The sequence below is a fragment of the Pseudomonas putida genome (assembly GCF_028682175.1).
GTDB lineage: Bacteria > Pseudomonadota > Gammaproteobacteria > Pseudomonadales > Pseudomonadaceae > Aquipseudomonas > Aquipseudomonas putida_AD.
The window spans coordinates 21,749-47,319 of the sequence record NZ_JANHKS010000025.1 but is presented as its reverse complement, the minus strand read 5'-3'; the positions used below and the strand labels follow the sequence as shown (position 1 = coordinate 47,319).

Annotated in this window: 26 protein-coding genes; 10 read left to right on the top strand and 16 right to left on the bottom strand. The window is 59.9% G+C overall.

Features of this window, described 5'->3' with window-relative positions; all coding sequences use genetic code 11:
- The first annotated feature begins 30 nt into the window (after positions 1 to 30).
- The 5 genes from NPS29_RS17675 (at position 31) to NPS29_RS17655 (ending at position 4,499) form a co-directional block, all read left to right on the top strand.
- Positions 31 to 951, top strand: a complete 921-nt coding sequence (locus NPS29_RS17675; protein ID WP_274134033.1) for a LysR family transcriptional regulator — start codon at positions 31 to 33, stop codon at positions 949 to 951.
- Positions 952 to 1,165: 214 nt separating this feature from the next.
- Positions 1,166 to 1,828, top strand: a complete 663-nt coding sequence (locus tag NPS29_RS17670; RefSeq protein ID WP_274134032.1) for a hypothetical protein — start codon at positions 1,166 to 1,168, stop codon at positions 1,826 to 1,828.
- 108 nt (positions 1,829 to 1,936) lie between these two features.
- Positions 1,937 to 2,527 carry a DedA family protein gene (locus NPS29_RS17665; protein ID WP_274134031.1) on the top strand — a complete coding sequence of 197 codons (591 nt, stop codon included), beginning with the start codon at positions 1,937 to 1,939 and terminating at the stop codon, positions 2,525 to 2,527.
- 106 nt (positions 2,528 to 2,633) lie between these two features.
- Entirely contained in the window at positions 2,634 to 3,422 is a 789-nt protein-coding gene (locus tag NPS29_RS17660) for a transporter substrate-binding domain-containing protein (RefSeq protein ID WP_274134030.1), read from the top strand.
- A gap of 114 nt (positions 3,423 to 3,536) precedes the next feature.
- Positions 3,537 to 4,499 (top strand): ATPase, encoded by a 963-nt coding sequence (locus NPS29_RS17655; protein WP_274134029.1) that lies wholly within the window; start codon positions 3,537 to 3,539, stop codon positions 4,497 to 4,499.
- Between the two features lie 270 nt (positions 4,500 to 4,769).
- On the opposite strand, the gene NPS29_RS17650 is transcribed toward NPS29_RS17655, so the two are convergent.
- The 9 genes from NPS29_RS17650 to hmpA form a co-directional block, all read right to left on the bottom strand.
- The gene (locus NPS29_RS17650; RefSeq protein WP_274134028.1) at positions 4,770 to 5,393 is read right to left on the bottom strand and encodes a CatB-related O-acetyltransferase; all 624 of its coding nucleotides are present in this window, start codon (positions 5,391 to 5,393) and stop codon (positions 4,770 to 4,772) included.
- Between the two features lie 40 nt (positions 5,394 to 5,433).
- Positions 5,434 to 6,336, bottom strand: a complete 903-nt coding sequence (locus NPS29_RS17645) for a glycosyltransferase family 2 protein (protein ID WP_274134027.1) — start codon at positions 6,334 to 6,336, stop codon at positions 5,434 to 5,436.
- Positions 6,337 to 6,583: 247 nt separating this feature from the next.
- Positions 6,584 to 7,474 carry a heme o synthase gene (cyoE, locus tag NPS29_RS17640; RefSeq protein WP_274134026.1) on the bottom strand — a complete coding sequence of 297 codons (891 nt, stop codon included), beginning with the start codon at positions 7,472 to 7,474 and terminating at the stop codon, positions 6,584 to 6,586.
- A 10-nt stretch (positions 7,475 to 7,484) separates the two neighbouring features.
- Positions 7,485 to 7,817, bottom strand: coding sequence for a cytochrome o ubiquinol oxidase subunit IV (cyoD, locus tag NPS29_RS17635; protein WP_274134025.1), 333 nt, complete (start codon positions 7,815 to 7,817; stop codon positions 7,485 to 7,487).
- On the bottom strand, positions 7,818 to 8,444 hold the full coding sequence (locus tag NPS29_RS17630) for a cytochrome o ubiquinol oxidase subunit III (protein ID WP_274134024.1): 627 nt from the start codon (positions 8,442 to 8,444) through the stop codon (positions 7,818 to 7,820). It lies immediately after the preceding gene.
- 3 nt (positions 8,445 to 8,447) lie between these two features.
- Positions 8,448 to 10,463: a cytochrome o ubiquinol oxidase subunit I gene (gene cyoB / locus NPS29_RS17625; RefSeq protein WP_274134023.1), complete on the bottom strand. Its 2,016-nt coding sequence runs from the start codon at positions 10,461 to 10,463 to the stop codon at positions 8,448 to 8,450.
- A 3-nt stretch (positions 10,464 to 10,466) separates the two neighbouring features.
- Positions 10,467 to 11,402 carry a ubiquinol oxidase subunit II gene (gene cyoA, locus NPS29_RS17620; protein ID WP_274134022.1) on the bottom strand — a complete coding sequence of 312 codons (936 nt, stop codon included), beginning with the start codon at positions 11,400 to 11,402 and terminating at the stop codon, positions 10,467 to 10,469.
- A gap of 468 nt (positions 11,403 to 11,870) precedes the next feature.
- Entirely contained in the window at positions 11,871 to 12,380 is a 510-nt protein-coding gene (locus NPS29_RS17615; protein WP_274134021.1) for a disulfide bond formation protein B, read from the bottom strand.
- A gap of 302 nt (positions 12,381 to 12,682) precedes the next feature.
- Positions 12,683 to 13,864 (bottom strand): NO-inducible flavohemoprotein, encoded by a 1,182-nt coding sequence (gene hmpA, locus NPS29_RS17610; RefSeq protein WP_274134020.1) that lies wholly within the window; start codon positions 13,862 to 13,864, stop codon positions 12,683 to 12,685.
- Between the two features lie 282 nt (positions 13,865 to 14,146).
- Here hmpA and NPS29_RS17605 point away from each other — a divergent pair, with 282 nt between their 5' ends.
- The 5 genes from NPS29_RS17605 (at position 14,147) to NPS29_RS17585 (ending at position 17,910) form a co-directional block, all read left to right on the top strand.
- Positions 14,147 to 15,043, top strand: a complete 897-nt coding sequence (locus NPS29_RS17605; RefSeq protein WP_274134019.1) for a chemotaxis protein CheV — start codon at positions 14,147 to 14,149, stop codon at positions 15,041 to 15,043.
- A 41-nt stretch (positions 15,044 to 15,084) separates the two neighbouring features.
- Positions 15,085 to 15,546 carry a GNAT family N-acetyltransferase gene (locus NPS29_RS17600; RefSeq protein WP_274134018.1) on the top strand — a complete coding sequence of 154 codons (462 nt, stop codon included), beginning with the start codon at positions 15,085 to 15,087 and terminating at the stop codon, positions 15,544 to 15,546.
- A gap of 63 nt (positions 15,547 to 15,609) precedes the next feature.
- Positions 15,610 to 15,933: a hypothetical protein gene (locus NPS29_RS17595; protein WP_274134017.1), complete on the top strand. Its 324-nt coding sequence runs from the start codon at positions 15,610 to 15,612 to the stop codon at positions 15,931 to 15,933.
- Positions 15,934 to 16,185: 252 nt separating this feature from the next.
- Positions 16,186 to 16,938 carry a YkgJ family cysteine cluster protein gene (locus NPS29_RS17590; RefSeq protein WP_274134016.1) on the top strand — a complete coding sequence of 251 codons (753 nt, stop codon included), beginning with the start codon at positions 16,186 to 16,188 and terminating at the stop codon, positions 16,936 to 16,938.
- A 9-nt stretch (positions 16,939 to 16,947) separates the two neighbouring features.
- Positions 16,948 to 17,910, top strand: a complete 963-nt coding sequence (locus NPS29_RS17585) for a GlxA family transcriptional regulator (protein ID WP_274134015.1) — start codon at positions 16,948 to 16,950, stop codon at positions 17,908 to 17,910.
- 517 nt (positions 17,911 to 18,427) lie between these two features.
- Here the strand turns inward: NPS29_RS17585 and NPS29_RS17580 are convergent.
- From NPS29_RS17580 to NPS29_RS17550, 7 genes are all read right to left on the bottom strand, one after another.
- Positions 18,428 to 18,658 carry a hypothetical protein gene (locus NPS29_RS17580; protein WP_274134014.1) on the bottom strand — a complete coding sequence of 77 codons (231 nt, stop codon included), beginning with the start codon at positions 18,656 to 18,658 and terminating at the stop codon, positions 18,428 to 18,430.
- 106 nt (positions 18,659 to 18,764) lie between these two features.
- Positions 18,765 to 19,751: a fimbrial protein gene (locus NPS29_RS17575; RefSeq protein WP_274134013.1), complete on the bottom strand. Its 987-nt coding sequence runs from the start codon at positions 19,749 to 19,751 to the stop codon at positions 18,765 to 18,767.
- Positions 19,752 to 19,753: 2 nt separating this feature from the next.
- On the bottom strand, positions 19,754 to 20,509 hold the full coding sequence (locus NPS29_RS17570) for a fimbrial biogenesis chaperone (protein ID WP_274134012.1): 756 nt from the start codon (positions 20,507 to 20,509) through the stop codon (positions 19,754 to 19,756).
- A complete protein-coding gene (locus NPS29_RS17565) occupies positions 20,506 to 22,929 on the bottom strand; it encodes a fimbria/pilus outer membrane usher protein (RefSeq protein ID WP_425312528.1) in 2,424 nt (807 codons plus the stop codon). Before NPS29_RS17565 ends, NPS29_RS17570 begins: the two co-directional genes overlap by 4 nt.
- A gap of 280 nt (positions 22,930 to 23,209) precedes the next feature.
- Entirely contained in the window at positions 23,210 to 23,968 is a 759-nt protein-coding gene (locus NPS29_RS17560; RefSeq protein WP_274134010.1) for a fimbrial biogenesis chaperone, read from the bottom strand.
- A gap of 60 nt (positions 23,969 to 24,028) precedes the next feature.
- A complete protein-coding gene (locus tag NPS29_RS17555; protein ID WP_274134009.1) occupies positions 24,029 to 24,613 on the bottom strand; it encodes a fimbrial protein in 585 nt (194 codons plus the stop codon).
- 336 nt (positions 24,614 to 24,949) lie between these two features.
- A complete protein-coding gene (locus NPS29_RS17550; protein WP_274134008.1) occupies positions 24,950 to 25,255 on the bottom strand; it encodes a hypothetical protein in 306 nt (101 codons plus the stop codon).
- Between the last annotated feature and the right edge of the window lie 316 nt (positions 25,256 to 25,571).

Below are 25,571 nucleotides of genomic sequence, written 5' to 3'. Positions count from 1 at the left end.
AATTCCACTTTCTGGAATACGAGGCGTGCAATGCTCAATCGCATGGAGATGCTGCGGGTATTTTTGGTAGCAGTGGATGCGCCAAGCTTTCGCGAGGCGGCCCATCGCCTCGGGACGTCGCCGCAGAAGGTGACGCGGGCGATCAAGGAACTGGAACGAACCTTCGCCGAGCCGTTGTTTCATCGCAGCACGCGCCAGGCTCATGTCACTGCGTTCGGCAGGGAGATCGCCCAGCAGGCGCGGGAGACGCTGAACCGGTTCGATCAGCTGTTCGTGGCCCACAGCAAATCCCGGAGTGCCGAAATCACGGGGCGGGTAGGCATTACTGCACCCCATGCCATCGGCAAGCTGTACCTGCCGGGGTTTCTCGGGCCGCTGATGGAGCAGCATCCTGGGCTGCGAATCGAGTTGAGCCTTGAGGACCAACTGACCGATGCGGTGGCGTCGCGTATCGACATCGGCATCCGGGTCGGTGCAGTGCGGGACCGGCGCTACATCGCGCGGGCGGTGGCGCAGGTGCCATTGAAAGTCGTCGCGGCGCCTTCGCTGATCGAGAGGGTGGGGTCGCCCACCAGCATCGAGGATCTGAAAGCCTTGCCCATGTCGTTGTTGATCGACCGCAATCATGGTCGGCCATGGCCGTGGTTTTTTGCCCAGGGTCAGGACTACCTGCCGCCCTCCCCCGCGTTCAGCTGCGACGATCCGGAAACGGAGCTTGAATTCGTCCTAGGCGGGCTGGCTTTTGCACAGATGCCGCATTATCTGGCCGAACCGCATTTGAGCGAGGGACGGCTGATCGAAGTGCTGGCCGACTGCGCGCCGCCCTCCACGGACCTGATTATTTACCGCACCCAGTCAGGCCCGGTACCTCCACGTGTGCGACTGGTCTACGACCACTTGAAGGACTGTCTTGCTGACACCCGACTGTTCCCGCATCGCCGCAACCCGTAGCGGTCCGGCTTGCCGGCGTGTCGTCTTTCAAGGCGCCGAATATCTGAGGATCGCCTCGCCGGCAAGCCGGACTGCTACGAGAAGCGAGTGGATCTGTAAGAATTCATTTCGTCACCCTTCCTGCAAATCCCCAGTTCTCAACTAGCCTGAAAAATGACTGATCCAGAGCGAAATGGACCATACGTTTAACCTCGCTGATCGGATAAAAACAACAATGAAAGATCCCTATGCATTCGGTTTCTACTGTGCCCTCTTTGCCCTCGCGGCAATGACCGGGGCTGTCTTCTACGAGTCCTACACGGGCGCTGGCGTCTCAGGTTCGGCCCGCGCGTACGACGTCATCAATTCCTGTTCGGCCCTGGTGCAGGCGCTGGCAGCCATAGGCCTGGTGGGCCTTGCATTCAAGGCCTATCGCGCCTGGAAGAACGAGATGATCCACAACAAGGCGCTGGGCATCATCTGGGATGCCAATGTCGCCTTTCGTGAGATCGAACTGAGCTTCAACGAGTGGTTCTTTGGCCCCAATGCGGTGGACAAGGCCAACAACGAAGGTTCGCGCATCACCTCGCTACTGGCCGCCAGCCCCTTTGGCGCCAGTCTGCGCAGCTTCAAGAAGCAATGCATTCTCATCGACAAGCTGGTGATCAAGGACAATTGGCAGTGGGTCAACCACGCCACCGAGCTGGACATGCTGGCGCGGGTGCTGAGCATGGACGCCTTCCGCCCGACCACCAAGGCCAAGGAAACCGCGAACGTCATCGATTTTCTCTACTCCCGCGAAGGTGAGGCGATGAAACGTACCCAGGGCGAGTGGGAAATGTTGATGAAGGTGATAGAGAAAGATCTCGCGGCACTGGAAGCCGAATACAGCGAGTGAGCGGCTTCGGGGCAGAAAACGCGATAGAACTGTTGACGAACCGATCAGGTCGAACGGCAAACCTTCCGCCCGTTGCGGCAGGTCCCTGCCTTGAGGCCGCTTTCCCCCATGTTCGAACATGTCGACATCAACGCGCTGCTCGTCAACTACGGCTATTGGGCCGTGTTCATCGGCTGCCTGCTTGAAGGCGAAACCATTCTGATTTTGGGCGGGCTTGCTGCGCACCAGACATCCCTGCGTCTTGTCGATGTGATCCTGATCGCCACCCTGGGCGGCATGCTCGGCGACCAGATCCTGTTCTGGACCGGTCGCTACTTCGGGCCGCGCATCCTGCCTCGCCTGCATCGCCAGCAAGCCACCATTGACCGAGTGTCAGGGCTGATCGAACGTTACCCCATGGCCTCGGTGTTCTCGGTGCGATTTCTCTATGGCATGCGCCTGATCGGCCCGTTGGTGATCGGCGCCAGTCGCCTGTCACCGATCCGTTTTTCCGCGATCAACCTGCTCGGCGCCGCCGTATGGGCCACCCTCTTCGTCATGGCCGGATACTGGGCCGGCGAAGCGCTGCAGAACCTGCTGGGCAACCTCAAACCCTACCGCCTGCCGATCTTCATCGGCGTGGTGGTGATTGCGGCAGTGGTCGCGCTGGTGCGGCATCATCGGGCGAAGGTCCGGGCGGCTCGGGCACCCAGTAAGTAGATCAGTCCCTGGTGTTGGGACTATCTTGTGGCAGGTTGACGCTTCCCATCCCTGTCCCCCACCTCTATAACAACACCCCGGATGTCACCTCACAGGGATCGATCACATGAACAATAAAAACATCACTGCCACCCTGCTGGTTAGCCTGCTCGGGATGGCGCAGGCGCAGGCGGGCGAGGCGGTTTCGCGTCTGGATTCGGTGCAGCAAAGTGGCAAGCTTTCGGTCTGCACCACCGGGGATTACAAGCCGTATACCTTCCACAGACCGGACGGTGGCTACGAGGGCATCGACATCGAATTGGCGCAGTCGCTGGCGCAGAGCCTCGGGGCGCAGGTCGAGTGGGTGCCGACCACCTGGAAGACGCTGATGACGGACTTCACCGCGGGCAAGTGCGACATCGCGGTGGGCGGGATTTCAGTGACGCTGGAACGGCAGAAGAAGGCGTTTTTCAGCGACACGCTGGATATCGACGGCAAGGTGCCGCTGGTACGGTGCGAGGATGAGGCCAAATACCAGACCGTTGCGCAGATCAATCAGCCCGACGTCCGTCTGATCGAACCTCAGGGCGGCACCAACGAGGCGTTCGCCCGGGCGTTTCTGCCCAACGCGAAGCTGGCCTTTCACGACAACAAGACCATCTTTCAGCAATTGCTGGACAAGCAGGCAGACGTGATGATTACCGATGCGTCCGAAGCCCTGTACCAGCAGAAACGCCTGCGCGGGCTGTGCACAGTCAACCCGTCACGCTACATGCAGTACGGCGAAAAGGCCTACCTGCTCCCTCGCGACGATGTGAGCTGGAAGGCCTACGTCGATCAATGGCTGCATCTGGCCAAGGCCACCGGTACCTATCAGAAAGTGGTCGGCGAATGGCTGGCGGTCCCGGGCCAATGACAAGCCTGTAGGAGTGAGCTTGCTCCTGCAAAAGCGGTCACAAGCCATTGCCCGGTTCATGGCGATTACGCATCATGCCCTTATGTCACCTGGGCAAAGGAACCGGCCGCTTTCATGAAGACCAGCAAGAGCATCACTCGCGCGTTTTGTGTCGAACTGCAGCAGGAACTGTCGATCGTTGCGGCGCGGCGTGAATACTTTTCCCAGGAGCCGCCGCGGGCGCGCTTCAGCTTCCTGTGTTCCTCCGAGGCCTGCCGGGCGCTGGGGGTGAAGGTCACCGGCGTACGGTATGACGTCAAGCCGCAGGAAAACCCGGCGTTTGTCGCTGCGCACTTTCGCGCCAATCCCAATTACGAACACCACGCCGATTGCGAGTGGGTCGACGACACCCCCCAGGACGCGCCGCCTGCCGAAGAAACGGAGTCAGAAAGTGCGCTGCGCAAGGCCAGGCGCAAGCTGGATGACTACATCGATGTGTTCGATCCATCCCTCAAGGAACGGGTGAAACCGGCGCCTGACACAGACAAGCCTGACATCCCCCAGGCAGAAGAACCTGCGCAACCAACGCCTGTTCCTGACACACCCAAGCGCAATCAGCCCAAGGAAACCCGCACCAGCAATCTGGAGCGGCTGGTGGACAGTTTCCGCCAGGCCCAGGCCGAGCTGAGCAAAGAGGAATTTGCCCTTCTGACGCTGCGTGTTCCGGGCCAGGGCGAGGTGACGTTGCGCTCGTACTTTCGCCACATCAAGTACGCGCAGGTCGGTGACGAGCGACGCGTGCTGTATGGTGGCGGGCTGGTGGAGCGCTTCGGGACCGGGTTCAGGTTCACGTTCTTTGACCGGCTGCAGGGCAAGCGGGTGACGCTGTATGTCTCGCCTGCGCAGATGCAGGCCTATCGTTCCAGCCGCTACATCGCCGAGTTGCTGAGCCATGCCGACGAGGTGAAGTTCTTTACCCTCTTCGCGCTGGGCACGCTGGCTGCGAGCCCGTCGGGCAAGAGCCTGAGCGTGGAGATCGAGGACTTGCGGCACCTGGCGATTGTGCTGGGGCCCGCGAAAGACGCCCCGACGCTTTGACCGTCAAGTTTGACGTCACGCATGCTCATGCAGCCGATGCGCCAGTACAACTCTGTGGGAGCGGGCTTGCCCGCGATCGCGTCAGCCCTGACGCATAGAGGGTGACTGACCCACCGCATTCGCGGGCAAGCCCGCTCCCACAAAACCTCCTTAAGCGACGATCGTCGTTACCCCTCATCCCGTAGGAGCGCGCTTGCCCGCGACGGCACCCTCGAGATCGCCGACGCCGGCAAGCCGGACTGCTACGGGACGGGTGTGGTCAGCACGACCTCACGCGACTTTGCGCGAGCGTGCGTATTCAAGAAATGCTTCAAGGTCCGACCCCGACAGCATGCGGGCCACGCTTTTGACCTCGTCCATGGGCCAGTCCCACCAGGCCGAGGCGAGCAGTTGCTCACGAACCGCCTCGTCAAAACGCCAGCGAATGAATTTGCACGGGTTGCCACCCACTACCGCGAACGGCGGCACGTCACGGGTGACTACGGCACCGGCGGCGACGATGGCGCCATGGCCCACGGTCACGCCCGAGAGGATCATCGCGTCGGCGCAGATCCAGCAGTCGCTGCCGATGACCACATCACCCTTGCTGGGGGCGTAGTCCTTGATGTCTTCCAGGCCCTTCATCATGGCCGGGAATGGGTAGGTGGTCAGCCAGTCGGTGCGGTGCTCGCCGCCCAGCAGGACTTTTACGCCTGCCGCGATTGAGCTGTAGGAACCGATCCGCAAGATGGTGTCATCGCCGAACTCGAACACTTCAGGGATGCCATAGGTCCCGGTGCCGACCACGTAGTGCGGATAGCGCAGGCGGATCTTTTCCGGGGCGCGTTCGAGTTTGTCCAGGCTGCGCAGGTGCTTTCTGGTCTTGCGGGTTTTCAGCAGTTCGAGGAATTTCATGCAGGGATCCGTGAACAAAAGCAGACGCGGCAGAGGCTTTTCAGCTGCTCTGACGATGCAGCAGAAGGCGCTTGAAGCGACGAAATGTGGTCTTGTTGAACTGCCGTAGCGGAATGGAGCGCAGCAGGGTCCAGGCGTATTTCTTGTCGCTGACCACCGCGTACTTCAACGCTTTGTTGATGATGGCAGTCAGACCCCGATTGTACGCCGGGTGAGTGCTGTAGGGCGCTATGGTGCGCATGTCGGCATCGAGCAGCACCTTGTAGCGGCGTGACAGGTTGTTGGGGTGGCGACGATAGCGCGTGACGCTCACGGGCAGCACGTGAACCTGATAACCCTTGCTGGCAATCTTGAGGGTCATCTGGAAATCCTGGACCTTGATCTCCGGGTCGTAGAACCCCACCGTCCGCAGGGCGTCCATCCGATACAGGGACACGGGCGCGCCAACCACGATGGCATCACCCAGAATCTCGTCGAAGCTCAGTTTCTGGATACTCGACAGCTTCTGCGACTTGGTGTCGTTGCCCTCGGAATCCATGTAGATGATCAGGGCGCCGACGCAGCCGACTTCCGGATGCTCGTTGAGGTAATCGGCGCGCAGGCGCACCGATGCGGGCAGCATGATGTCATCCAGATCCGGGGTGCAGACGTACTCGCCACGGGCATGTTGCAGTCCGTGGTTCAGTGCCGCGCTGACGCCCTGGTTGGCCTGGGAGTAGAGCTGAAAATCGTACTTGGCCTGCAGAGCCTTAAGCATCGCCACGCTGTTATCGCTCGAACCGTCATCGACGATGATGACTTCGAAGTTCGGATAGTCCTGGGCGAAGATGCTGGCCATCGCAACGTCCAGATACTTCTCTGCGTTGTAGCAGGGGGCGATGATCGACACGAGCGGGATCGAGTCGTTTTCCGGCCGGATTTCTGGCGTGATAGTGTCAGTCATAATTCTGTTATTTGTATCGCTACGACTGGATCAGAGGCGTTTTGACCACGATCCTTGTACAAAACCGTTACATGATGCGGCAAAGAGATGGCCTTTGTCATGGGCTGATTAGAGCCTGAAGACTTCTGAAACGGAATTTTCCTACACAGTACTCGTACCTGCTGCCTGAGCTGCACGATTCAACGTCCAATAAAAAACCCCGCAGCTCTCGCGAGCGGCGGGGTTTTCGGTGTTTCAGTTCAGGCAATCAGGGAGCGGCGTAGGTAACCAGCAGCTCCTTGGTGACTTGAAAGTCCAGCGACATCGCCACGCTCAAGGCCGTGATGGTGAAGATGGAGAACACGAACAGCTTGCGTGCCCAAACGGTGTCATCTTTGGCTTTGTAACCTGACCAGGCCATATACAGCCAGTACATGCCCATGGCGGCGGCGACGGCCAGGTAGTTGAGCCCTGCGGCACCGCAGAAGGTCAACATCAGGGTCGCGACCAGGAACGCCAGGATGTAGATCAGGATATGCAGCTTGGCGACCCGGATACCACGCTTGACCGGCAGGACCGGAATCGAGGCAGCCAGGTAGTCGTTGAAGCGGAAGATCGCGATGGCGTACGAGTGAGGCATCTGCCAGAGGCTGAACATCACCAGCAGGGTCAGCGCCGCGAGGTCGAAGGTGTTGCTGACCGCGACGTAACCGATGACCGGTGGCATCGCGCCAGACAAACTCCCGACCAGCGTGCCGTGAACGGATTTACGCTTGAGGTACAGGCTGTAGAAGCCCACGTAGATCACGAACCCGATCACCGCACACAGCGCCGCCAGCGGGTTGGCCTTGAAATACAGCAGGCCGACGCCGACAACGCCCAGCACCGTGGCGTAGACCAGGGCCAGTTTCAGAGAAACCAGGCCCTGGACCAGCACACGATTCTTGGTGCGTTCCATCTTCAGGTCGATGTCGCGGTCGATGCAGTTGTTGAAAACACAACCGGACGCGACCACCAACGAAGTACCGATCATCGCTACAAGGAACAGGGCGAAATCGACATGCCCCTTGGACGCCAGGAAAAAGCCACCTGCCACCGAAAGCACGTTACCGAAAATGATCCCCGGTTTGGTGATTTGGATAAAGTGCTTCAGTGACATCAGGTTTTCCTCACTTCGCCATCATGACGGTGTGAATGCTGAACATGATCCAGACGGACAGGCCGACCAGCAGGAGGATAACCAGCGAGGCGAACGCGAAGGTGATCACGTTGTTGCGCTGTGCTACCGAGCGGTCCAGGTGCAGGAAGTACACCAGGTGAACCAGAACCTGCACGACTGCGAAGATCAGCACGACCCACAGGGTGGCGACTTTCGAGATGGTCGGGAACATCACCAGACCGAAAGGAATCGCGGTCAGGATGATCGACAGTACGAAACCGACCATGTACGACTTGAAGCTGCCGTGGCTGGAATCGTCATGGGAGTGATGCGAATTAGCCATTTAAATGGTCCCCATCAGGTAGACAACGGTGAACACGCAGATCCAGACCACGTCCAGGAAGTGCCAGAACAGGCTGAGCATGCTCAGGCGGGTCTGGTTGGTCGAAGTCAGGCCGTTTTTCGAAACCTGATACATCAGGATCGCCATCCAGATCAGACCGCTGGTCACGTGCAGACCGTGGGTACCGACCAGCGTGAAGAACGCCGACAGGAAGCCGCTGCGGTTAGGGCCGTAGCCTTCGGAGATCAGCAGGTGGAATTCGTTGATTTCCATCCCGATGAAGCCCAGGCCGAACAGGAAGGTCACGAACAACCAGCCCAGAACGCCGCCTTTGTTGCCCTTGTGCATCGCCAGCATGGCGAAGCCGTAGGTGATCGAGCTGAGCAACAGGCAGGCGGTTTCGCCCAGCACGTATGGCAGCTCGAAGATGTCGTGGCCCGAAGGACCACCGGCGACGTTGTTAACCAGTACTGCATAGATTGCGAAGATCGACGCAAACAGGATGCAGTCGGTCATCAGGTAGATCCAGAAGCCGTAGATCTTCATCTCGCCGGCATCGTGGTGATCATGGGCGTGGTCATGATCGTGATCGTGACCTTTCGCCCCATCAAATACTAAGTTGGACATTGTTTATGCCTGCTCCAGCTTGTTGACAGGAGAGTTTGCCTGGGCGCGAACCGAGGCCAGGATCTTGTGTTGCTCGCCTTCGATGCGGGCCACTTCAGCAGCAGGAACCATGTAGCCCTGATCGTCACGTGCAGCGTGGATGACGAAGTAGACGATGGTACCTACCAGGCTCGCACCAGCCAGCCAGAAGATGTGCCAGATCATTGCGAAGCCGAATACGGTCAGCAGAGCACCCATGACCAGACCGGTCGCGGTGTTGTTCGGCATGTGGATGTCGGAGTACTTGGCCGGAACCTTGTACGCCTCGCCATCACGCTTGGCTGCGTAGAACGCGTCGATCTCGCCTGCCTTCGGCAGTTCGGCGAAGTTGTAGAACGGCGGTGGCGAAGAAGTGGACCACTCCAGGGTGTGGCCATTCCATGGGTCGCCGGTCAGGTCGCGGTTCTGCTCGCGGTCACGGATACTCACGTAGATCTGGATCAGCTGGCAGGCGATACCGACCATGATCAGTGCCGCGCCCCAGAAGGCTACGTGCAGGTACGGAGTCCAGTCCGGGTTGTCAGTGGTGTTCAGACGACGGGTCATGCCCATGAAGCCCAGTGCGTACAGCGGCATGAATGCCACGTAGAAGCCCGAGATCCAGAACCAGAACGCTGCCTTGCCCCACTTCTCGTTCAGCTTGAAGCCGAACGCTTTAGGGAACCAGAACGCGAAACCTGCGATGTAACCGAATACGGCACCACCGATGATCACGTTATGGAAGTGCGCGATCACGAACAGGCTGTTGTGCAGAACGAAGTCGGCACCCGGGATAGCCAGCAGAACGCCAGTCATACCACCGATGGAGAAGGTAATCATGAAGCCCAGGGTCCACAGTACTGGCGCGGTGAAGCGCAGACGGCCCTGGTAGATCGTGAACAGCCAGTTGAACAGCTTCACACCCGTCGGGATGGAGATCAGCATCGTCGCCAGACCGAAGAAGGCGTTGACGCTGGCGCCCGAACCCATGGTGAAGAAGTGGTGCAGCCAGACCATGAAGCCCAGTACCGAGATCGCGCCGGAAGCGTAGATCATCGAGTGATGGCCGAACAGACGCTTGCCGGTGAAGGTCGAGATGACTTCGGAGAAGACACCGAACGCCGGCAGAATCAGGATGTAAACCTCAGGGTGACCCCATGCCCAGAACAGGTTCACGTACATCATCGGGTTACCACCCAATTCGTTCGTGAAGATGTGGAAGTCCAGGTAACGGTCGAGGGTCAGGAACGCCAGGGTGCCGGTCAGGATCGGGAACGAAGCCACGATCAGGACGTTGGCCCAGGTGCAGGTCCAGGTGAAGATCGGCATGTCCATCAGTTTCATGCCAGGGGTGCGCATCTTCAGGACGGTAACCAGGAAGTTGACGCCCGTCAGTGTCGTACCAAGACCCGACAGCTGCAGTGCCCAGATGTAGTAGTCCACACCCACGCCCGGGCTGTAGCCCAGTTCAGACAGCGGCGGATAGGCAACCCAACCGGTACGTGCGAATTCGCCGACGCCCAGGGACACGTTCACCAGAACCACGCCGGAGATCAGCAGGTACAGGGACAGGGAGTTCAGGAACGGGAAGGCAACGTCGCGAGCGCCGATCTGCAGAGGCAGAACGATGTTCATGAGACCTGTGAAGAACGGCATCGCCATGAAGATGATCATGATCACACCGTGAGCGGTGAAGATCTGGTCATAGTGTTCAGGCGGCAGGTAGCCAGGCGAACCCTCGGTGGCCAGGGCCAGCTGGGAACGCATCATGATGGCGTCGGCAAAGCCGCGCAGCAGCATGACCATGGCGATGATGATGTACATCACGCCGATTTTCTTGTGGTCGACCGACGTCAGCCACTCGGTCCACAGGTAGGTCCACTTCTTGAAATACGTGATCAGACCGAAAACCGCCGCGCCACCGATAGCGATCATGGCGAGCGTGATCATGACTATCGGTTCGTGGAACGGAATCGCGTCCAGACTTAATTTACCAAACATCGTTTACTCCTCTGCCTGCGCAGCTGAATTCTTGCCCATGTCCATCCCTTCCATACCGGCCACTTCTTTCTTCTCGTGGACAATCTTGCCCGGCTTCATACCTTCATACTTGTCGATGATGATCTGGAACAGGTTCGGAGTGACCGTGGAGTAGAGTTCAACCGGGTTACGTTCGCTAGGCTTGGCCAGAGCGGTGTATTCGTCGGTTGCCAGTTGTTTCGGAGAATTCTTGACTTCGGCAACCCAGGCGTCGAAACCAGCCTGATCGGTAGCAGTTGCCTTGAACTTCATGCCGGTGAAGCCTGCGCCGCTGTAGTTGGCGGAGATACCGTCGAACTCGCCGTTTTCGTTGGCGATCAGGTGCAGTTTGGTCTGCATGCCGGCCATCGCGTAGATCTGGCCACCCAGTGCAGGGATGAAGAACGAGTTCATGACCGAATCAGAGGTGATGCGGAAATTGATCGGCGTGTGGGCCGGGAAAACGATCTTGTTGACGGTGGCGATACCCTGTTCCGGGTAGATGAACAGCCACTTCCAGTCCAGCGCGACCACTTCGATGGTCACAGGCTTGACGTCGGATTCGAGCGGACGGTATGGGTCCAGCGCGTGGGTCGACTTGTAGGTGATGTAGCCCAGCACGATGATGATGGCCAGGGGCACCAGCCAGACAACCAGTTCGATCTTGGTCGAATGGGCCCAGTCAGGGGTGTAGGTAGCGCTCTTGTTCGAGGCGCGGTATTTCCAGGCGAAGATGATGGTCATGAAGATGACCGGCACCACCACCAGCAGCATGAGCAGAGTTGCGGTGATGATCAGATCACGCTCTTGCATGCCAATGTGGCCCTTGGGATCCAGCAAGGTGTAATCGCACCCGCTGAGCAGGAGCATGCTGAAAAGGGCCAAGAAGCCAAACAATCTGGGGTACCTTTTTTTACTCATCTCACGACCTCTAAAAGCAGCTTTCGCATCGCAGTTGGGTTTCGACCGCCAACACTTCACCCTGCCAGGTGCTGGCAAATTCTTGGATTGAACAGGGGCCTGTCAGGAAGCTTGTGGCCTCGTAACAATTCCGGTTTTGCTGTGGTTTCTTATTCGAATGGTGGCAACTGCCTTTGCGGACCAAATCCCTTGGCGCAGACATTCAGAACTTTACGCATGAGGCCATCCAAACGGCGTCTACAAAGGCGTAAAAACGCTTTCTGACCTCGATTTACGCGACCGCCAGGGGCGGAGGGGCGTTAAGTGGGGGCGATTGTAGATACGTAAAGTTTTATTGACTATGAGTTATTGCGCAACAGTTAATTTCCCATTCTGTAAGAATGCGCTCATATGTCGCACCCAATTTTGTCGTAAAGGCCTCAAATTTCTTGAGGAATTCGAGGCGATTTTTTACGCAAGCTTCTGTAATCAGCGTGCTTTCATCCGGTTGCGGATGATGCCCGCTGGTACCAGAATTACGGTGAGAACGAAAGCGATCAGTGCCCATTGCGCCAGCGAAAGTCCGAGAACTGGCGGATATGGCGTCTCGCAGAAACCACCGACCTGGAACCCCAGGGGGAACCAGGAGGCCAGCGGCAGGCCATCGACGATCGGCTGCAGCACATCGATTCCGCAACTCTCGGTGGGGTGGGTCTGGATCCAGACATGACGCCCCGCTGCAACAATCCCGCCCACCGCGCTCAAGGTCACCAGTGCCTCGCAGACCGTCAGGCTCAGGCGTCCCGGCATCGCGGCGCCGATAAAGGCGAACACGGCGATGAACAACAAGGCGTAGCGTTGCAGGATGCACAGCGGGCACGGCGCCTCGCCCAGTACGACCTGCATGTACAGCGCCCCGCCGATCAATGCCAGGCAGATGATGCCCAGCAGGACCAGAAACTGTTTTTCGCGTCGCAGGTAAAACATCTCGTCAGTCATTCCCATGCCCTTTGCATTTGGTGTCCATCCAGATCGGCAGATCTGCGTTATCGCGTGCCCCGGTTGCCCGGAAAGCCGGCAATTCTACCATCGTCGCGGGCGCACGCCGGTGCAGATGGTGAACACAGTGGCATTAGCCGAACATTAAGCAAATCGGTAACAATCGACCGACACCAAACCCCTTTCCTTCCTTATATATAGAAGCGTGCGACACCATGCCGCAGGGACACAACGCCGCACCTCTTCCTTATATATAGAAACGTGCGTCTATTTGTCGCACCGGGGCGAACCCCAGGTTCGCATTATTCCAACGCAGAGGCCGGGCCGAAGAACTCGTAGCGGGCCTGTTTGTCCGGTACGCCTGCCGCCTTCAACTGGCGCTTGATCGCCGCCATGAAACCTTTCGGGCCCAGGAAGTAGGCATCCAGATCGCGGTCCTCTGGCAGCCACTGCTCAAGACGTGCCTGGTCGAGCAAACCAACCGCATGGGCTGCCGGGCTGACACCGTCATCCTCGGAGTAGCAGTAGAAGCGCTTGAGCTGTGGATGCTTGCCGGCCAGTTCCTCGACCAGGTCACGGAACGCATGGACTGCCCCGTTGCGTGCGCAGTGAATGAAGTGGATCGGGCGCTGGGTGTCCAGAGCCGCCTGCAGCATCGCGAGGGTCGGCGTGATACCGACGCCGCCACTGATCAGCACCAGCGGTTTTTCGCTGTGGGAAAGCGTGAAGTCGCCAGCAGGTGGATACAGATTGATGCTGTCACCTACCTGGAGGTTATCGTGCAGGAAGTTGGACGCACGGCCGCCAGGCTCACGCTTCACGCTGATGCGGTACTGACCGTTGCCCGCAAGCGCCGACAGCGAATAGTTGCGACGGATTTCCTCACCGTTCACGAACAGTTGCAGGCCCAGGTACTGGCCGGGTGTGAAATCCAGGATCGGCTGGCCATCGGCCGGAGCGAAGTAGAACGAAGTGATTTCCGCGCTTTCCTGCACCTTCTTCGCGACCTTGAATTCGCGAGCCCCGCGCCAGCCGCCGGCGGCCAGTTCCTTGTCCTTGTAGATGCCTTCCTCGGCACCGATCAGGATGCCAGCCAGTTGGCCGTAGGCACTGCCCCAGGCATTGATGACTTCGTCGGTGGCGATGTCGGCTCCCAGCACCTCACGGATCGCTTCGAGCAGGCACTCGCCGACCAGTGGGTAATGCTCCGGCAGAATCTGTAGGGCGACGTGCTTGTTGATGATTTTGGCAACCAGGTCACCCAGTTGCTCGAGCTGGTCGATGTGACGGGCGTACATCAGCACGCCGTTGGCCAGGGCGCGAGGCTGGTCGCCACTGGCCTGGTGCGCCTGGTTGAACAGCGGGCGCACCTGCGGATAGCGGTCGAGCAGCTTCTTGTAGAAATGAGTGGTCAGCGCTTCACCCCCACTCTCCAGCAGCGGGACAGTGGATTTGACGATGGCACGATCCGAAGCATTCAACATGATTGACTCCTGAGACTCGGTTAGTAAGGACTGACCAAGTCATATCAGGAAGCGTGCCAGATATTATTTCCTTTAAAAACAATAAGATATACATATATAGTCATTTTGACCAACCTGATCTATTGGTCAAAATGACTTCTGACAGGTTCTTTTGACTACCACACCCTGAATGCCGTCGGGCCAATAAGCTAAAGCCTGCAGGCACGGGGTCGATAAACCTGTATCGACAGCTGTACGCACCTCCCGATGCGCCAGCCAGACACCGCATCACAGAAGGTTCATATGTCCAAAAACGTCCGTGCAGATTCACTTTCGCTTCTGCTGTTCACGTTACGCAGCGGAAAGCTGATGGCGATCAACCTGCTCAAGGTCAGTGAAATCATCCCCTGCCCTCCCCTGACACGCTTGCCCGAATCGCACCCTCACGTCAAAGGCGTGGCCACCTTGCGGGGCAACTCGTTGTCGGTGATCGACCTTAGCCGTGCCATCGGCGAGCGCCCGCTGCTCGACCCCGATGGTGGCTGCCTGATCGTCACTGACGTCAGCCGCTCCAAGCAGGGCCTGCATGTTCAGGCGGTCAGCAAGATCGTGCACTGCATGACCACCGACATCCGCCCGCCGCCGTACGGCTCGGGCAACAAATCGTTCATCACCGGTGTGACCCAGGTCGATGGCACGCTGGTTCAGGTGCTGGACATCGAGAAGGTCATCCACGGCATCGCGCCCATGCAGGTGGCGCCGGAGCCCACGGAACTCAGCCCCGAAGAAGTGGAAGTGCTGAACAAGGCACGCATCCTGATCGTCGACGACAGCCAGGTGGCGCTGCAGCAATCGGTGCTGACCCTGCGCAACCTGGGCATCGAATGCCACACGGCACGCAGCGCCCGCGAGGCCATTGATCATCTGCTGGATCTGCAAGGCACCGCACAGCAGATCAACGTGGTGGTGTCTGATATCGAGATGTCGGAAATGGACGGTTACGCCTTCACCCGCACCCTGCGCGAGACGCCGGACTTCCAGCAGCTGTATGTCCTGTTGCACACTTCACTGGACAGCGCGATGAACGCCGAAAAGGCCAAGGCCGCTGGCGCCAACGCCGTACTGACCAAGTTCTCCTCCCCTGAGCTCACGCGATGCTTGATCGAAGCCGCACGCACAGTCGAGGCCCAGGGCATCTGAGGCCTGGCATTCACGACGCATCCACGAGTCATTACTGGCTGATGCGTCGCGACCTTGCGCATCCCGTCCCCGCCGTCCGCTGGCCGCTGGGCCTTGAGCGAGTGGCCTTCAGCGCCGACAACGCCCGCGCCGTTCACCAGTTGCTCACCCTGGGCATGGAGCACGGAGGCGGTCGGGTGGCCGACTTCGACACATGGCTGCACAATTTCGAAGGTGATCCGGAATTCGATCGAGCGCTATGCTTCGTCGTTCACGATCCGCAGGGCGTGGCAGCGGTGGCGCAATGCTGGACCAGCGCCTTCATCCTTAACCTGGTGGTGCATCCCCGGGCCCGGCGCCGGGGTCTTGGGCTAACCTTGTTGAATCAGGTGTTCGAGACCTTTGCAGGGCGGCATGAAGGACAGGTCGACCTCAAGGTCATGGAGAGCAACCTGGCCGCACGGCAGTTGTACGAGCGCGCAGGGATGCATTATGTGCAACGTTGCGAACTCGATCCCCGCTGAGCCAGTCCAAGTCGCTGTCATACCTGCCCCGCTCACACGAGCACGACAACGATGGAGATTGCCATGAAGACCACCACCCTGCTGCTGCTCGCCCTGGGCGCCTTTGCCGGCCAGGCCAGCGCCTCGAGCGACGAAGCCTGGAAAGCCTTCGACAAGACCCTGGTCGACAGTTGCGTGGCAGCCAGTTCCCTGAAAAACGCCAAGCCTGCAGGCGCCTCGGCGATGTTCGATGACAGCGTCGGGTACAACGCGCTGTTGATCAAAGGCCAGTACAAGCAGGCGTTCATGAAGAACAAGACCGGCACCGAGTTGTGCCTGTACGACCGCAAGAACAAGAAAGCGCTGATTACCGAGTGGGACAACGTCACCACCGTGCCGAAGAAATAACCCCGCCTCTGGTTTTCGTACATCTGAACATTGGTTGACCTTCGCCCCGTAGCAGTCCGGCTTGCCGGCGTCGGCATCCACAAGATCGCTGACGCCGGCAAGCCGGACTGCTACGGGGCGGTGAAGATGACCTTGGGCTGGCGCATAACTTGCTGCAAATCCCGGCACTTGCAGAATTCCGTCCTGCGCTGACGTATCACAGTCGCAGGGACCGAACCTGTTTTCCTCTGGGCTGGCGGCGTTTTCCCTTCGATGAATACTCAGTTTTCCTGTGTCGGCTGCGGCAAGTGCTGTACCGATCACCACGTCCCTCTGACCCTCGCGGAAGCCGCGCAGTGGGCGGCGGACGGCGGTTCGGTGATCGTGCTGACCGAGGCGTTTCTGGCTGACGGTTATGGCGTTGCGCCCGAGCAACTCACCCACGCCACGCGCAGGTCCCACCCAGTGACCAGTGGCTCGGCGCAGGCACTGGTGGCCATTACCTTCGCCGCCTACAACGCTGGCCGCTGCCGAAATCTTGACGCGGACAACCTCTGCCGCATTTACGAACGCCGCCCTCTGGTCTGTCGCATCTACCCGATGGAGATCAATCCGCACATTCCGCTGCGCCCGCAAGCCAAGGACTGTCCGCCAGAATCCTGGGAGCAAGGGCCTGACCTGATCGTGGGCGGACAGTTGGTGGATCAGCAACTCATGACCCTGATCGAACGCTCCCGTCAGGCCGACCGCGATGATATCGCGCGCAAACAGGCGATCTGCATGGCGTTGGGCATCAACATCACAGCGCTCAAGGGCAACGGTTTCGTGGCCTACCTTCCCGATATGAATGCCTTCGCCGATGCGGTAGCCCGTTACCAGACAGGCGAGCTGCCTTCTGCCTGTGAAAATGGCTGGCGCTTCCGGGTTGCGGGTGACGCAGCGACCCATTCCCTGCAACAAGCCGGTGCGCGACTGGAGACAGGCGAGGCGATGGGCTATATGTTCATCCCTTTGCAGAGCGCCTGAGTACCCTCGATGAAAAGCGTTGCCATCGTGCTGTTCCCCCACGTCCAGTCACTGGACGTTGCTGGCCCGCTGGACGTATTCAGCGAGGCCAATCGCTTCGTGGGCCAGGGCGAGGGCTACACGATCGTCACCATCGGCGCGGCGCCCTACCCGATCCTTGCGTCCAACGGAATGCCTCTGGGCGCCCGGTTCGACCTTTCCGACGCGCCCTTGCAATTCGACATTCTGCTGGTACCCGGCGGCCCGGACCTGCCCGTGAGCGCGCAAATGCCTCATGTGTCGGCCTGGCTGCACAAGGCGACCCCGCTTGCGGGCCGCTTTGGCTCGATCTGCACCGGGGCATTCATTCTGGGGCACGCAGGCTTGCTCGATGGCAAACAGGTTGCAACTCACTGGAGCCATGCTCAGCAGTTGGCGGATCTTTTTCCTGAGGCGCAGGTTCAGGCCGACCGCATTTATGTACGCGACGGATCGATGATGACCTCGGCGGGCGTGACGGCGGGAATCGACATGGCCCTGGCGCTGGTGGCTGAGGATCACGGTTCGGCCATTGCGCTGGCAGTGGCCAAGCGCCTGTTGGTGGTGGCGCAGCGCCAAGGCGGGCAGTCGCAATTCAGTCCGTATCTGAATGCGCCGGCGGACGATGAATCACCGGTGGCGAAGATTCAGCGTTATGTCATGGAGCACATCGGCGAGCCTTTCTCGGTGGAGCGGCTGGCCGAGGTGGTCGCCATGAGCCCGCGCAGCTTTGCCCGGGTATTTGCGCGGGATGCGAAGGTGACGCCGGCGGAGTTCGTGCAACGGGCCAGAATCGATGCAGCACGGCATCTGCTCGAAGGCAGCGAGATGGCGATCAAGGCGGTGGCCTGGCATTGCGGATTTGGCAGCGCGGCGCGCATGCGCTTGATTTTCAGCCAGAGGCTGGGGGTGACGCCGACGCAGTACCGGGACAGTTTTCGCAAGAAGGCTTGAGCAGGATCATATGATCGTTCCCACGCTCCGCGTGGTAACGGGGTGTTTGACGCTCCGCGTCGTCGGGTGACTGTGGGATCGGGTGTAGATCCGTTTTCGCGGTGGTTTGACTGGCGGGTTTCGCCCCTTACGGGCGACCTACTTTCTTTCGGGAAAGTAGGCAAACCATTTGCTCCTGGCTGGGGTCCTCCTTCGTCGGACTTCCCTCGACTCCGGCGCCGTTCCGGGGGCACGCCGTGATGGGCCGTCCCTGGCCCGCACAGCTTTCGCGGCTTCCTGCCGCTCATCCCCCTCCACGACGCCTGCGCTCGGCCTGGCGCCTTAACGTCGCGCCCTGTGTCGCCTGCACTATCGCGCATGAAGATCAAAAGCCAGATCAAAATCTAAAACACACCACCGACCCGTAGCAGCACGGCTTGCCGGCGGGAGCGATCTTGAGTACGCCCCCGCCGGCAAGCCGTGCTGCTACGGGCAGAAACCTGTAGGAGCGCGCTTGCCCGCGACGGGGGTATCGAAACTAGCGCTTGCCCATCGACCGACGAGTACCCGACGGCGCTACACCCGGGCGTTTGTCGTGGTTGGATTTGCCGGCGCCGGGGTAGTTGTGCTGGTTTTTTGCCTGGCCCAGTTCACCCGGTTTGAACGGGAAACGGAACGAAGGAATGGCCGGTTTGCTCTCGGCTGGTGCGGTGTTGGCGTCGCTGGTTTCGACGACGTCTGGCGCCTGGGTGTGTTCAGGGGTGGTCATGGAAGCTTCCGAATCTCGAATCGGTCGAGGGTTTGGCAGGCTGCGCCCGCAAGCCGCGCAGCATACCTCAAACCCCGATCCGACGCCTGTGACAACCGAGCAACGGCTATTTGTAGAACAGGTCCACCATGACTTCTGCCGAGAACGGGCCAGGGGTCGGCTCGCTCTTGCGCCAGATCAGTTCGGCGTTCAGATCGGCAGTGGCCGAATAGTTTTCGCCCAAGAGATCGGTGGCATGAAACGGCTCGTTGAAACGCAGTGGCACGTTGGTGCGGGCGTTGGTGATGCGGATGCCGACGCTGTCGTTGTTCACCGGCACCAGTTGATCCCCCGACAGGGTGCCAGACACCGGCGTGAACCGCGCATTCAGGCTGAACGGTGAGTCGCAGATTCGGCTGGTCGCCAGGGCGAATCGCTCGAAGGTCGCCACCTCCCCCACTCGCACGTTGCGGATGGCCACGTCGCCGAATTCCACCGTTTCAGGCATCACCCGCAACTCGGCGCTGCATGCAACAAAGCGCAGCCCGCTCAGGTTGTTGATGACGTAGTTGAGGTTGTTTCCCGGTGCCGGATTCATGCCATTGCCGCTGTCGATCTGAAACATGCGGTAATCCAGCAGGTTGCTTGCGCCGCCGGACGGTGGCGTAGGCCCGTGTTTCTGGATGAACACTGTGAACGGCAGGCTGAACGTGGCCTTGGGGCAAGCCGCAAGATCAGGGTCAGTGCAGGCGGGAAGCACCTGCTGCACCGGAATTCGGCCATTGCTCTGCAGGTAATCGCTGCCGTTGAGGGTAACCCCGGCGCGAATCCCCTGCCCGATTTCCAGGTTTTCCGGGTTGAGGTACACGAACACGTCTTCGGCGGCACCCGGCTTGTCCCTGGCGCATTCGACCGCAAGATTCAGGCGTTCGGAACGCCACACCACGCTGCCGTTGGGCAAGGTGGCAGGGATCGCGACGCTGCTGCTCAAATCGGCGCGAACCACCGTTTCGCCTGCGCCCTGGGTCTTGCACGTCATGGCCATGCCCGCCTGGGGCAGGAACAGCGCCAGCAGGAAGGTCGGACACCAGCGTGTGATGGATAAGGTCGTCATGGTCAGCATTTCCCTATGGGTGATGGGGCGCCCGCCATCCCGGGGCGGGCATTGAACGGGGCATCGGGCTCAGGCTGCGCGCAGAACGGGCGCGACCCGCCGTAGTCGGTCAGTGCGGTGAAACTCAACGGGCCTGGCGTGGCAGACGTGCCCGTGGGCAGAGGCAGGCGGTGTTGGGCAAAGGGCGCGACCATCAGATCCTCCCTGAGCGCCAGGCCGCTGATCGACAGGTTGTGCAGCGAGACATGAAACGGCGTGGGGTTGCGCACTTCGAGCGCCGGCCGATTCGACTGTGACCATTGCCACACCAGCGCCTGCGCGGCATCGGCCGGATCGCCCGACAGTCCCACCGGGCGATAGAACACATTGATCCGCTGGCGCACGGCGATGTTCAGTTGCTGGCGCCCCTCGATGCGCCGTGGCACTTGCAGCACATACAGGTGCAACAAGGACTCGCGGTCCGAAGGCATGCCGACGCCTTCGTACAGGATGCGCAGCATGTGCCGGCCTTGCGGCGGCAATTGCACAAGGTGCGGCGTGACCACAAAGGGCAGGTGCTCGGAGCGGTCATCCTGGCCCCGGGCGCTGGTGAGCCAGGCCTGTACCAGTGCCTGGGTCGGGTCCTGGTTGGTGATTTCGATGCTGGCCTCATGAAACCGTCCATCGAACACCAGCCGTGTCCCGGTCAACGACACCACTCCCTGCGCTTGCTCACTGATGACTGCGGCCACGGCGAAAAACAGGCTGATCCACTTCATTGGCAGACCACCCTGGCCCGGTCGAAGGCGCGCTGGGGATCTCGTGGGGGAAGGTCGAATGATGCCCGGCACTGTTGATCCGCCCACTTGACGATCAATTCGCCACTGTCCTGCTCGCTCAATACCAGCGCGTGGCTGGTGGGATCGACCGCGGCCAGCAGCTTGCCTTGCGCGTCCTCGACCACAGCGCCAAGGGGCAAGCGACTGCCATCGGCCCGGACCAGCTCGAATTGCACTCGCCGTCCTGTCGAGGCATTGAAGCTGACCAACGGCACCGCACCGCGACGCGGCACGACCTGGGTCACCGCGTTCTCAAGTTCGACATCGGCACCCAGTTGACGGGTATCGAGGCTGACCCAGTTAGCGCGATAAGGCTGGGCGTAAGGCACGATGGCGTAACCGTTGCTGCCGGTCTCGACATTACTGTTGCTGGCAAGCCTGGCACCTGCGACGTCCTTGACCTGCACCAGGGCAAAGGTTTCACCCAGCGGCTGGCCAAAGTTCACGCCGCCAGCATGGGCAACAACCGAACCCGAAGCGCCAAGGTTGAATGCGCGGTAGTCATCGCCCTGCCCGTAACCGACATCGAAGCGCCCGTATGGCCTGGTGGTTGCAATCTTGCCGAACCCTGCAGAGCCCGAACGATTGTCGTAGGCTGCCTGCACCGAGTAGAACGAGTTGCGGTCGTCCAGCACCTGGCCGTTGAGCCCGGCCTGCATGTCATAGTCGCCGGAACTGTCGCGTACACCGTTGAGAAACGCCCGTGACGATCCCGGGCTGTCTCCCAGCGGCAGGCTCAACGTCAGTGCCACCCGGTTATCGCTTCGTCCCTGCCCATCGCGCTCGAAGGTCTGGTTGCGCTCGACGGATATCCCGTAGCTCAGGCTGCGCCAGGCCGCGTTCCAGGACACGTAAAGCTGGCGTACCTTGCCGCTCTGGCTCCAGTAACGCTGCTCGGATCCGGTAATGCTCAGCGACGCAGACTGCTCGGGTAGCGCCTGCGTAAGGTTGATTTCATAGCGGTCTTTGGCTTGGCCAACTCCCCCTCTTTCACGCAGGTTCAATTCCTCGACATGCTCATCGAGGGTGCGGTACTGGTCAGTGGAATAACGATAGCCGGCCACGGCCAGCGTGGTGTTGGTCAGGTCCAGCGTGTTGGCGTAGCGCAGACGAAAGCTTTGCCCACTGTGAGTCTGCTGGCGCTGGTGGCTGACGGACTGGGTCACATCCAGCGACACCGCCCCCAGCCCGGTGTTGACGCCTGCGCCGATATTCCCCGCCTGGAAATCCTCGGCCACTTGCCCGCCTCCCGCTGCGGTCAGGTGTTCGGTCAGTCCGTAGATAACAGTGGTGCTGGCAAAAGTCGGTGTCTGGCCACCGTCGATGTAGCTGTCGTAGCGCCCTGCCGCCACGCTGTAACGCAGTGCGCCCCTGGGCAGCATGATGGGCAGTGATGCGTAGGCCTGGATCGTGACACGCTTGCGCCCATCGGCCTCGATCACGGTGACTTCAAGATCGCCATTCGAGCCGCTGGGGTAGATATCGCTGATCTCGAACGGCCCCGGCGAGACGTTGCCGCTGTACAGCATGAACCCGTTCTGACGCACTTCGACGGTCGCGTTGGTCTCGGCGATACCTCGTATGACCGGCGCATAGATGCGCTCGCTGTCGGGCAGCATGCCGTCATCGGACGCCAGGGTCGCGCCCTGAAACCGAACGCTGTCGAATACCTGCGAGTCGGTATAGGTCTCACCCAGGGTCAACTGGCTTTTCAGTGAGCTGATATCACGCTGCACGAAGGTGCGGTTGCTGCGAAACCGGTAAGGCTGATCGTTGCCATAAGCCAGCGAGGATTCGTTGCGCAGGCGCCATGAACCCAGGTTCATACCGTTGCGCAGACTCAGGTAATACTGATCCTGCGTCAGGCTGCCGCGAGTACGCCGGGCACCGCTGAAACTGTAATTGACGAACCCGGCGGTCAGCCCCTCGTCCCAGAGCTCCGGGGCGACGTAGCCGCGGTTGCTGCGCGACATCATCGCCTGTGGGATGCTGATGTTAAGCCGCAGGCTGCCCGGCTGGTATTCGACATGGGCGAACTCGACGTTCGCGGCCAGATCGAAACACGCGCCCGGCTGGACATCGCCTTCGGTGAACGTGGCTATATCCATGCCCAACTGCTGCAGCATGTCCAGCGTCAGGCAGGCCTCGACAGTGCCTCTGGCTGGATTGACCACGAAGTTCAAGTCACGCCGGCCACTCAAGGTGCGGTTGACGTAGATATCGACGCGATAGGTGCCAGGCACCACGCTGTTACCTTCAAGAAAACTGTTGAGGTCTGCTGGCTGGTCCGTCCCCTGAATGAATGCGGTGTTGAATTTCACCCTTGTGCCGCTGCCGCTTTCGCCGCCGACGTCCGCCATGGCCATTGCACTGGAGCCGACCATCCATGCTGTGGCAACGACACAGGAGGACAGCGGTCTACGGGTGGCTACCTTGCACCCTGCCTTTTTGCTCTTGCGAGTGCAGGCCGGAATAGTTCTTGAAATACATCCCCTGGTCTTTTTCTTTCGCCGTTCCATTAGCTGATTTCACTCGTGTCCTGGGTGCCGACACCCTGCCGAGTCGTTGCGCAGGCGTGCGACGCCAAAGCCGGAAACAGTTCCGACTCGAAAAATGGGTCAACGAAAACATCCCGACGATTCACTCGTCAGGACGATGTTCGGCCTTGCTGGCCTGTATGAATCGCTCACCAGAGACGCTGGCGTGATAGGGCTCCTGGGCCCCGAAGTCGTTGATGCTGATGAAAGCCAGGTCCAGCGGCGCACCTGTGCCTGCTGAACTCAGGGGCAACTGCAACCGCTGCATCGGTGCCAGCATCCGGCTGTCCTCGCTGAACACCACCTGCCCATGGCGCCTGGCCTGGAGCTTGATCAACGACACGTGATAAGGCCCCGGATTGGTGACCTCCAGATGTCCGTCGCGCAGTTGCCATTGCAAGGCCTGGGCAGCCTTGAGCGGATCGGCGTCCAGTCCATCGGGGCGGTAGAACAGTTTGATGCGTTGCCGGATCGCCACCTGCAACTGGTTCTCCTTGGCGGTTTGGGGGATCTCCTGGACGTTGACCCAGAACACCGATTCGCGATCCTTCGCAAGGCCTTCGCCGGAGTAGAGAATCCTGATCAGTTGCCTGGCATCACCGGACATCCGCGCCAGCGCAGGCGTGACGGCAAACGGCAGACTGCCGGAAACGCCATTCGTGCCTTCGGCCTCAAGCCATGACTGAGCGAGGATGTCGCCGGTACCGGTGTTGTGCACCATCAGGCTGGCCTCCTTGTCAGAGGCCTGAAAGATCACCCGCGTGGTGTTGAGCACGATACCGGCCTGGGACGGCGCTGCCAGCGTCAATGCCAGCCCTGGCCAGAGCCAGAACGCCACGCAACGAAATAATCTGGAAAACATGCGCTAGTCGCCTCGAATCGGTAGTCAGGCGGGGCGAGCAGTGCCCTCCCCGCCCGGGTATCACTGATAGTCCATTACGAACGGCAGGAAGCCGTCGGCATTTCCCGGATTGGTTGTCGCGCCGTTGAGCACGTACACCGCACCGAAGTTGATCTCGGCAGTCGCACCGTCGGTGCCCTGCTTGACCAGCGGCGTGTCGATCGTCTCGTTACCGCTCAGGTCCATGAGCTGGAACGAGGAGTTGAGCATGCCGATGCCCACACCGTCGGCAGCACCGGTGGTACGCAGCAGTTTGTTGTCCAGGTTATCCAGGCCACTGCCCTGACGCGCGACGAAGCGCATGTTGACCGTGTTGTACTGCGCAGCACCTGCCGTGCAGTTGACCAGCAACTGGATCGGCGTGGCAGTGGCCAGTTTGTTGTCGGCATAACGACCGATATCGGAGAACGAGACGTTGCCCAGATCGACGTTGATCTCGCCAGGGTTGGTGCCCGGGCTTACGCCGGTGCCCGCGCCAACGTCACAGGTCATGTTGGTCAGGGTGCCGTTGAGGATGAGTTTGCCGTTGTTCGCAGCGTTGGCAGTGGACGCTACGCTCAGGCCGATTGCAGCCACGACAGCCAGAGAAAGAGAGAGGGTTTTCATGTTAACAACGTTCCTTGTGTCAATTCGTGTGTGCCCCAGAGGACGGCGAGAACTATAAGCGGCGGGCCAATTCGCGGATGTCAGGCTATCTACCTTGTGCCTGCAGAAACGTCAGTGGTGCATGTAGGGAATTTCCGTAGGACATGCTCGGCATTCCCTACAGCCCACAAGCGGCGTGGCATTGCACAAAACCCTCAAAAAAAAGAGTCAGGCAGGTTGTGCAGCTCGTTTGTAGGCAGCAACGCGCTCAAGCCTTTAATTCCGGCACAAAAAAACCGCCTGGACCTGGAGCGGTCGAGGCGGTTTCTGCGCGGGTGGATGAGCTTCGCGGGCGGGTTACTGGTAGGTCAGGGTGACGATGGTGCCATGGCCGTCGGCGGTGATCGAACTGCGCTCTGCGTAAGCGACCGAAAGTGGCAAGGCGGCTTTACCGCAGGCGTCGTCATGGCTGACCAGGCGCAGGGTCAGGTTTGCATTGACCTTGAGCGGCTTGAGCTGCGCGGACGAATCGCCAGGCTCGGCCAGTTGGGTTTCACAGGTGGCATTGACGAGTCCTCCGTGGAACATCAGGGCGTTGTCCACCGCCCATGCCATCGGCGCGGCGAGCACACCGGCCCCGATGAATGCGATTGAAAAAAACACAGAAGCTGTCTTTTTAGTTCTCATCGCCATACTCCGCAGTGAAGACTTGTAAGTAACAGTTAAGTCGAGTTAGGAAAGGTCGACCAGAAAGTGCGGTATCCCTTGTAGGATTTTTCACTATCAGTGACATCTGTCCCGCCGATTCCGGCAGCCCTTTCCTCTGTATCGCCCTCCCTCGCCCTTTCTTTATCCACCTCCATCCTCTGCTCTTGTTCACCTGACAATATTGACAGGTAGCAGTCATTTTGCTGACCGGGTCCAGGGTTTATAAAGGAGGCTCTCGATTCTCCGGTTTCCACCTCTCTGCTGGCGTTTT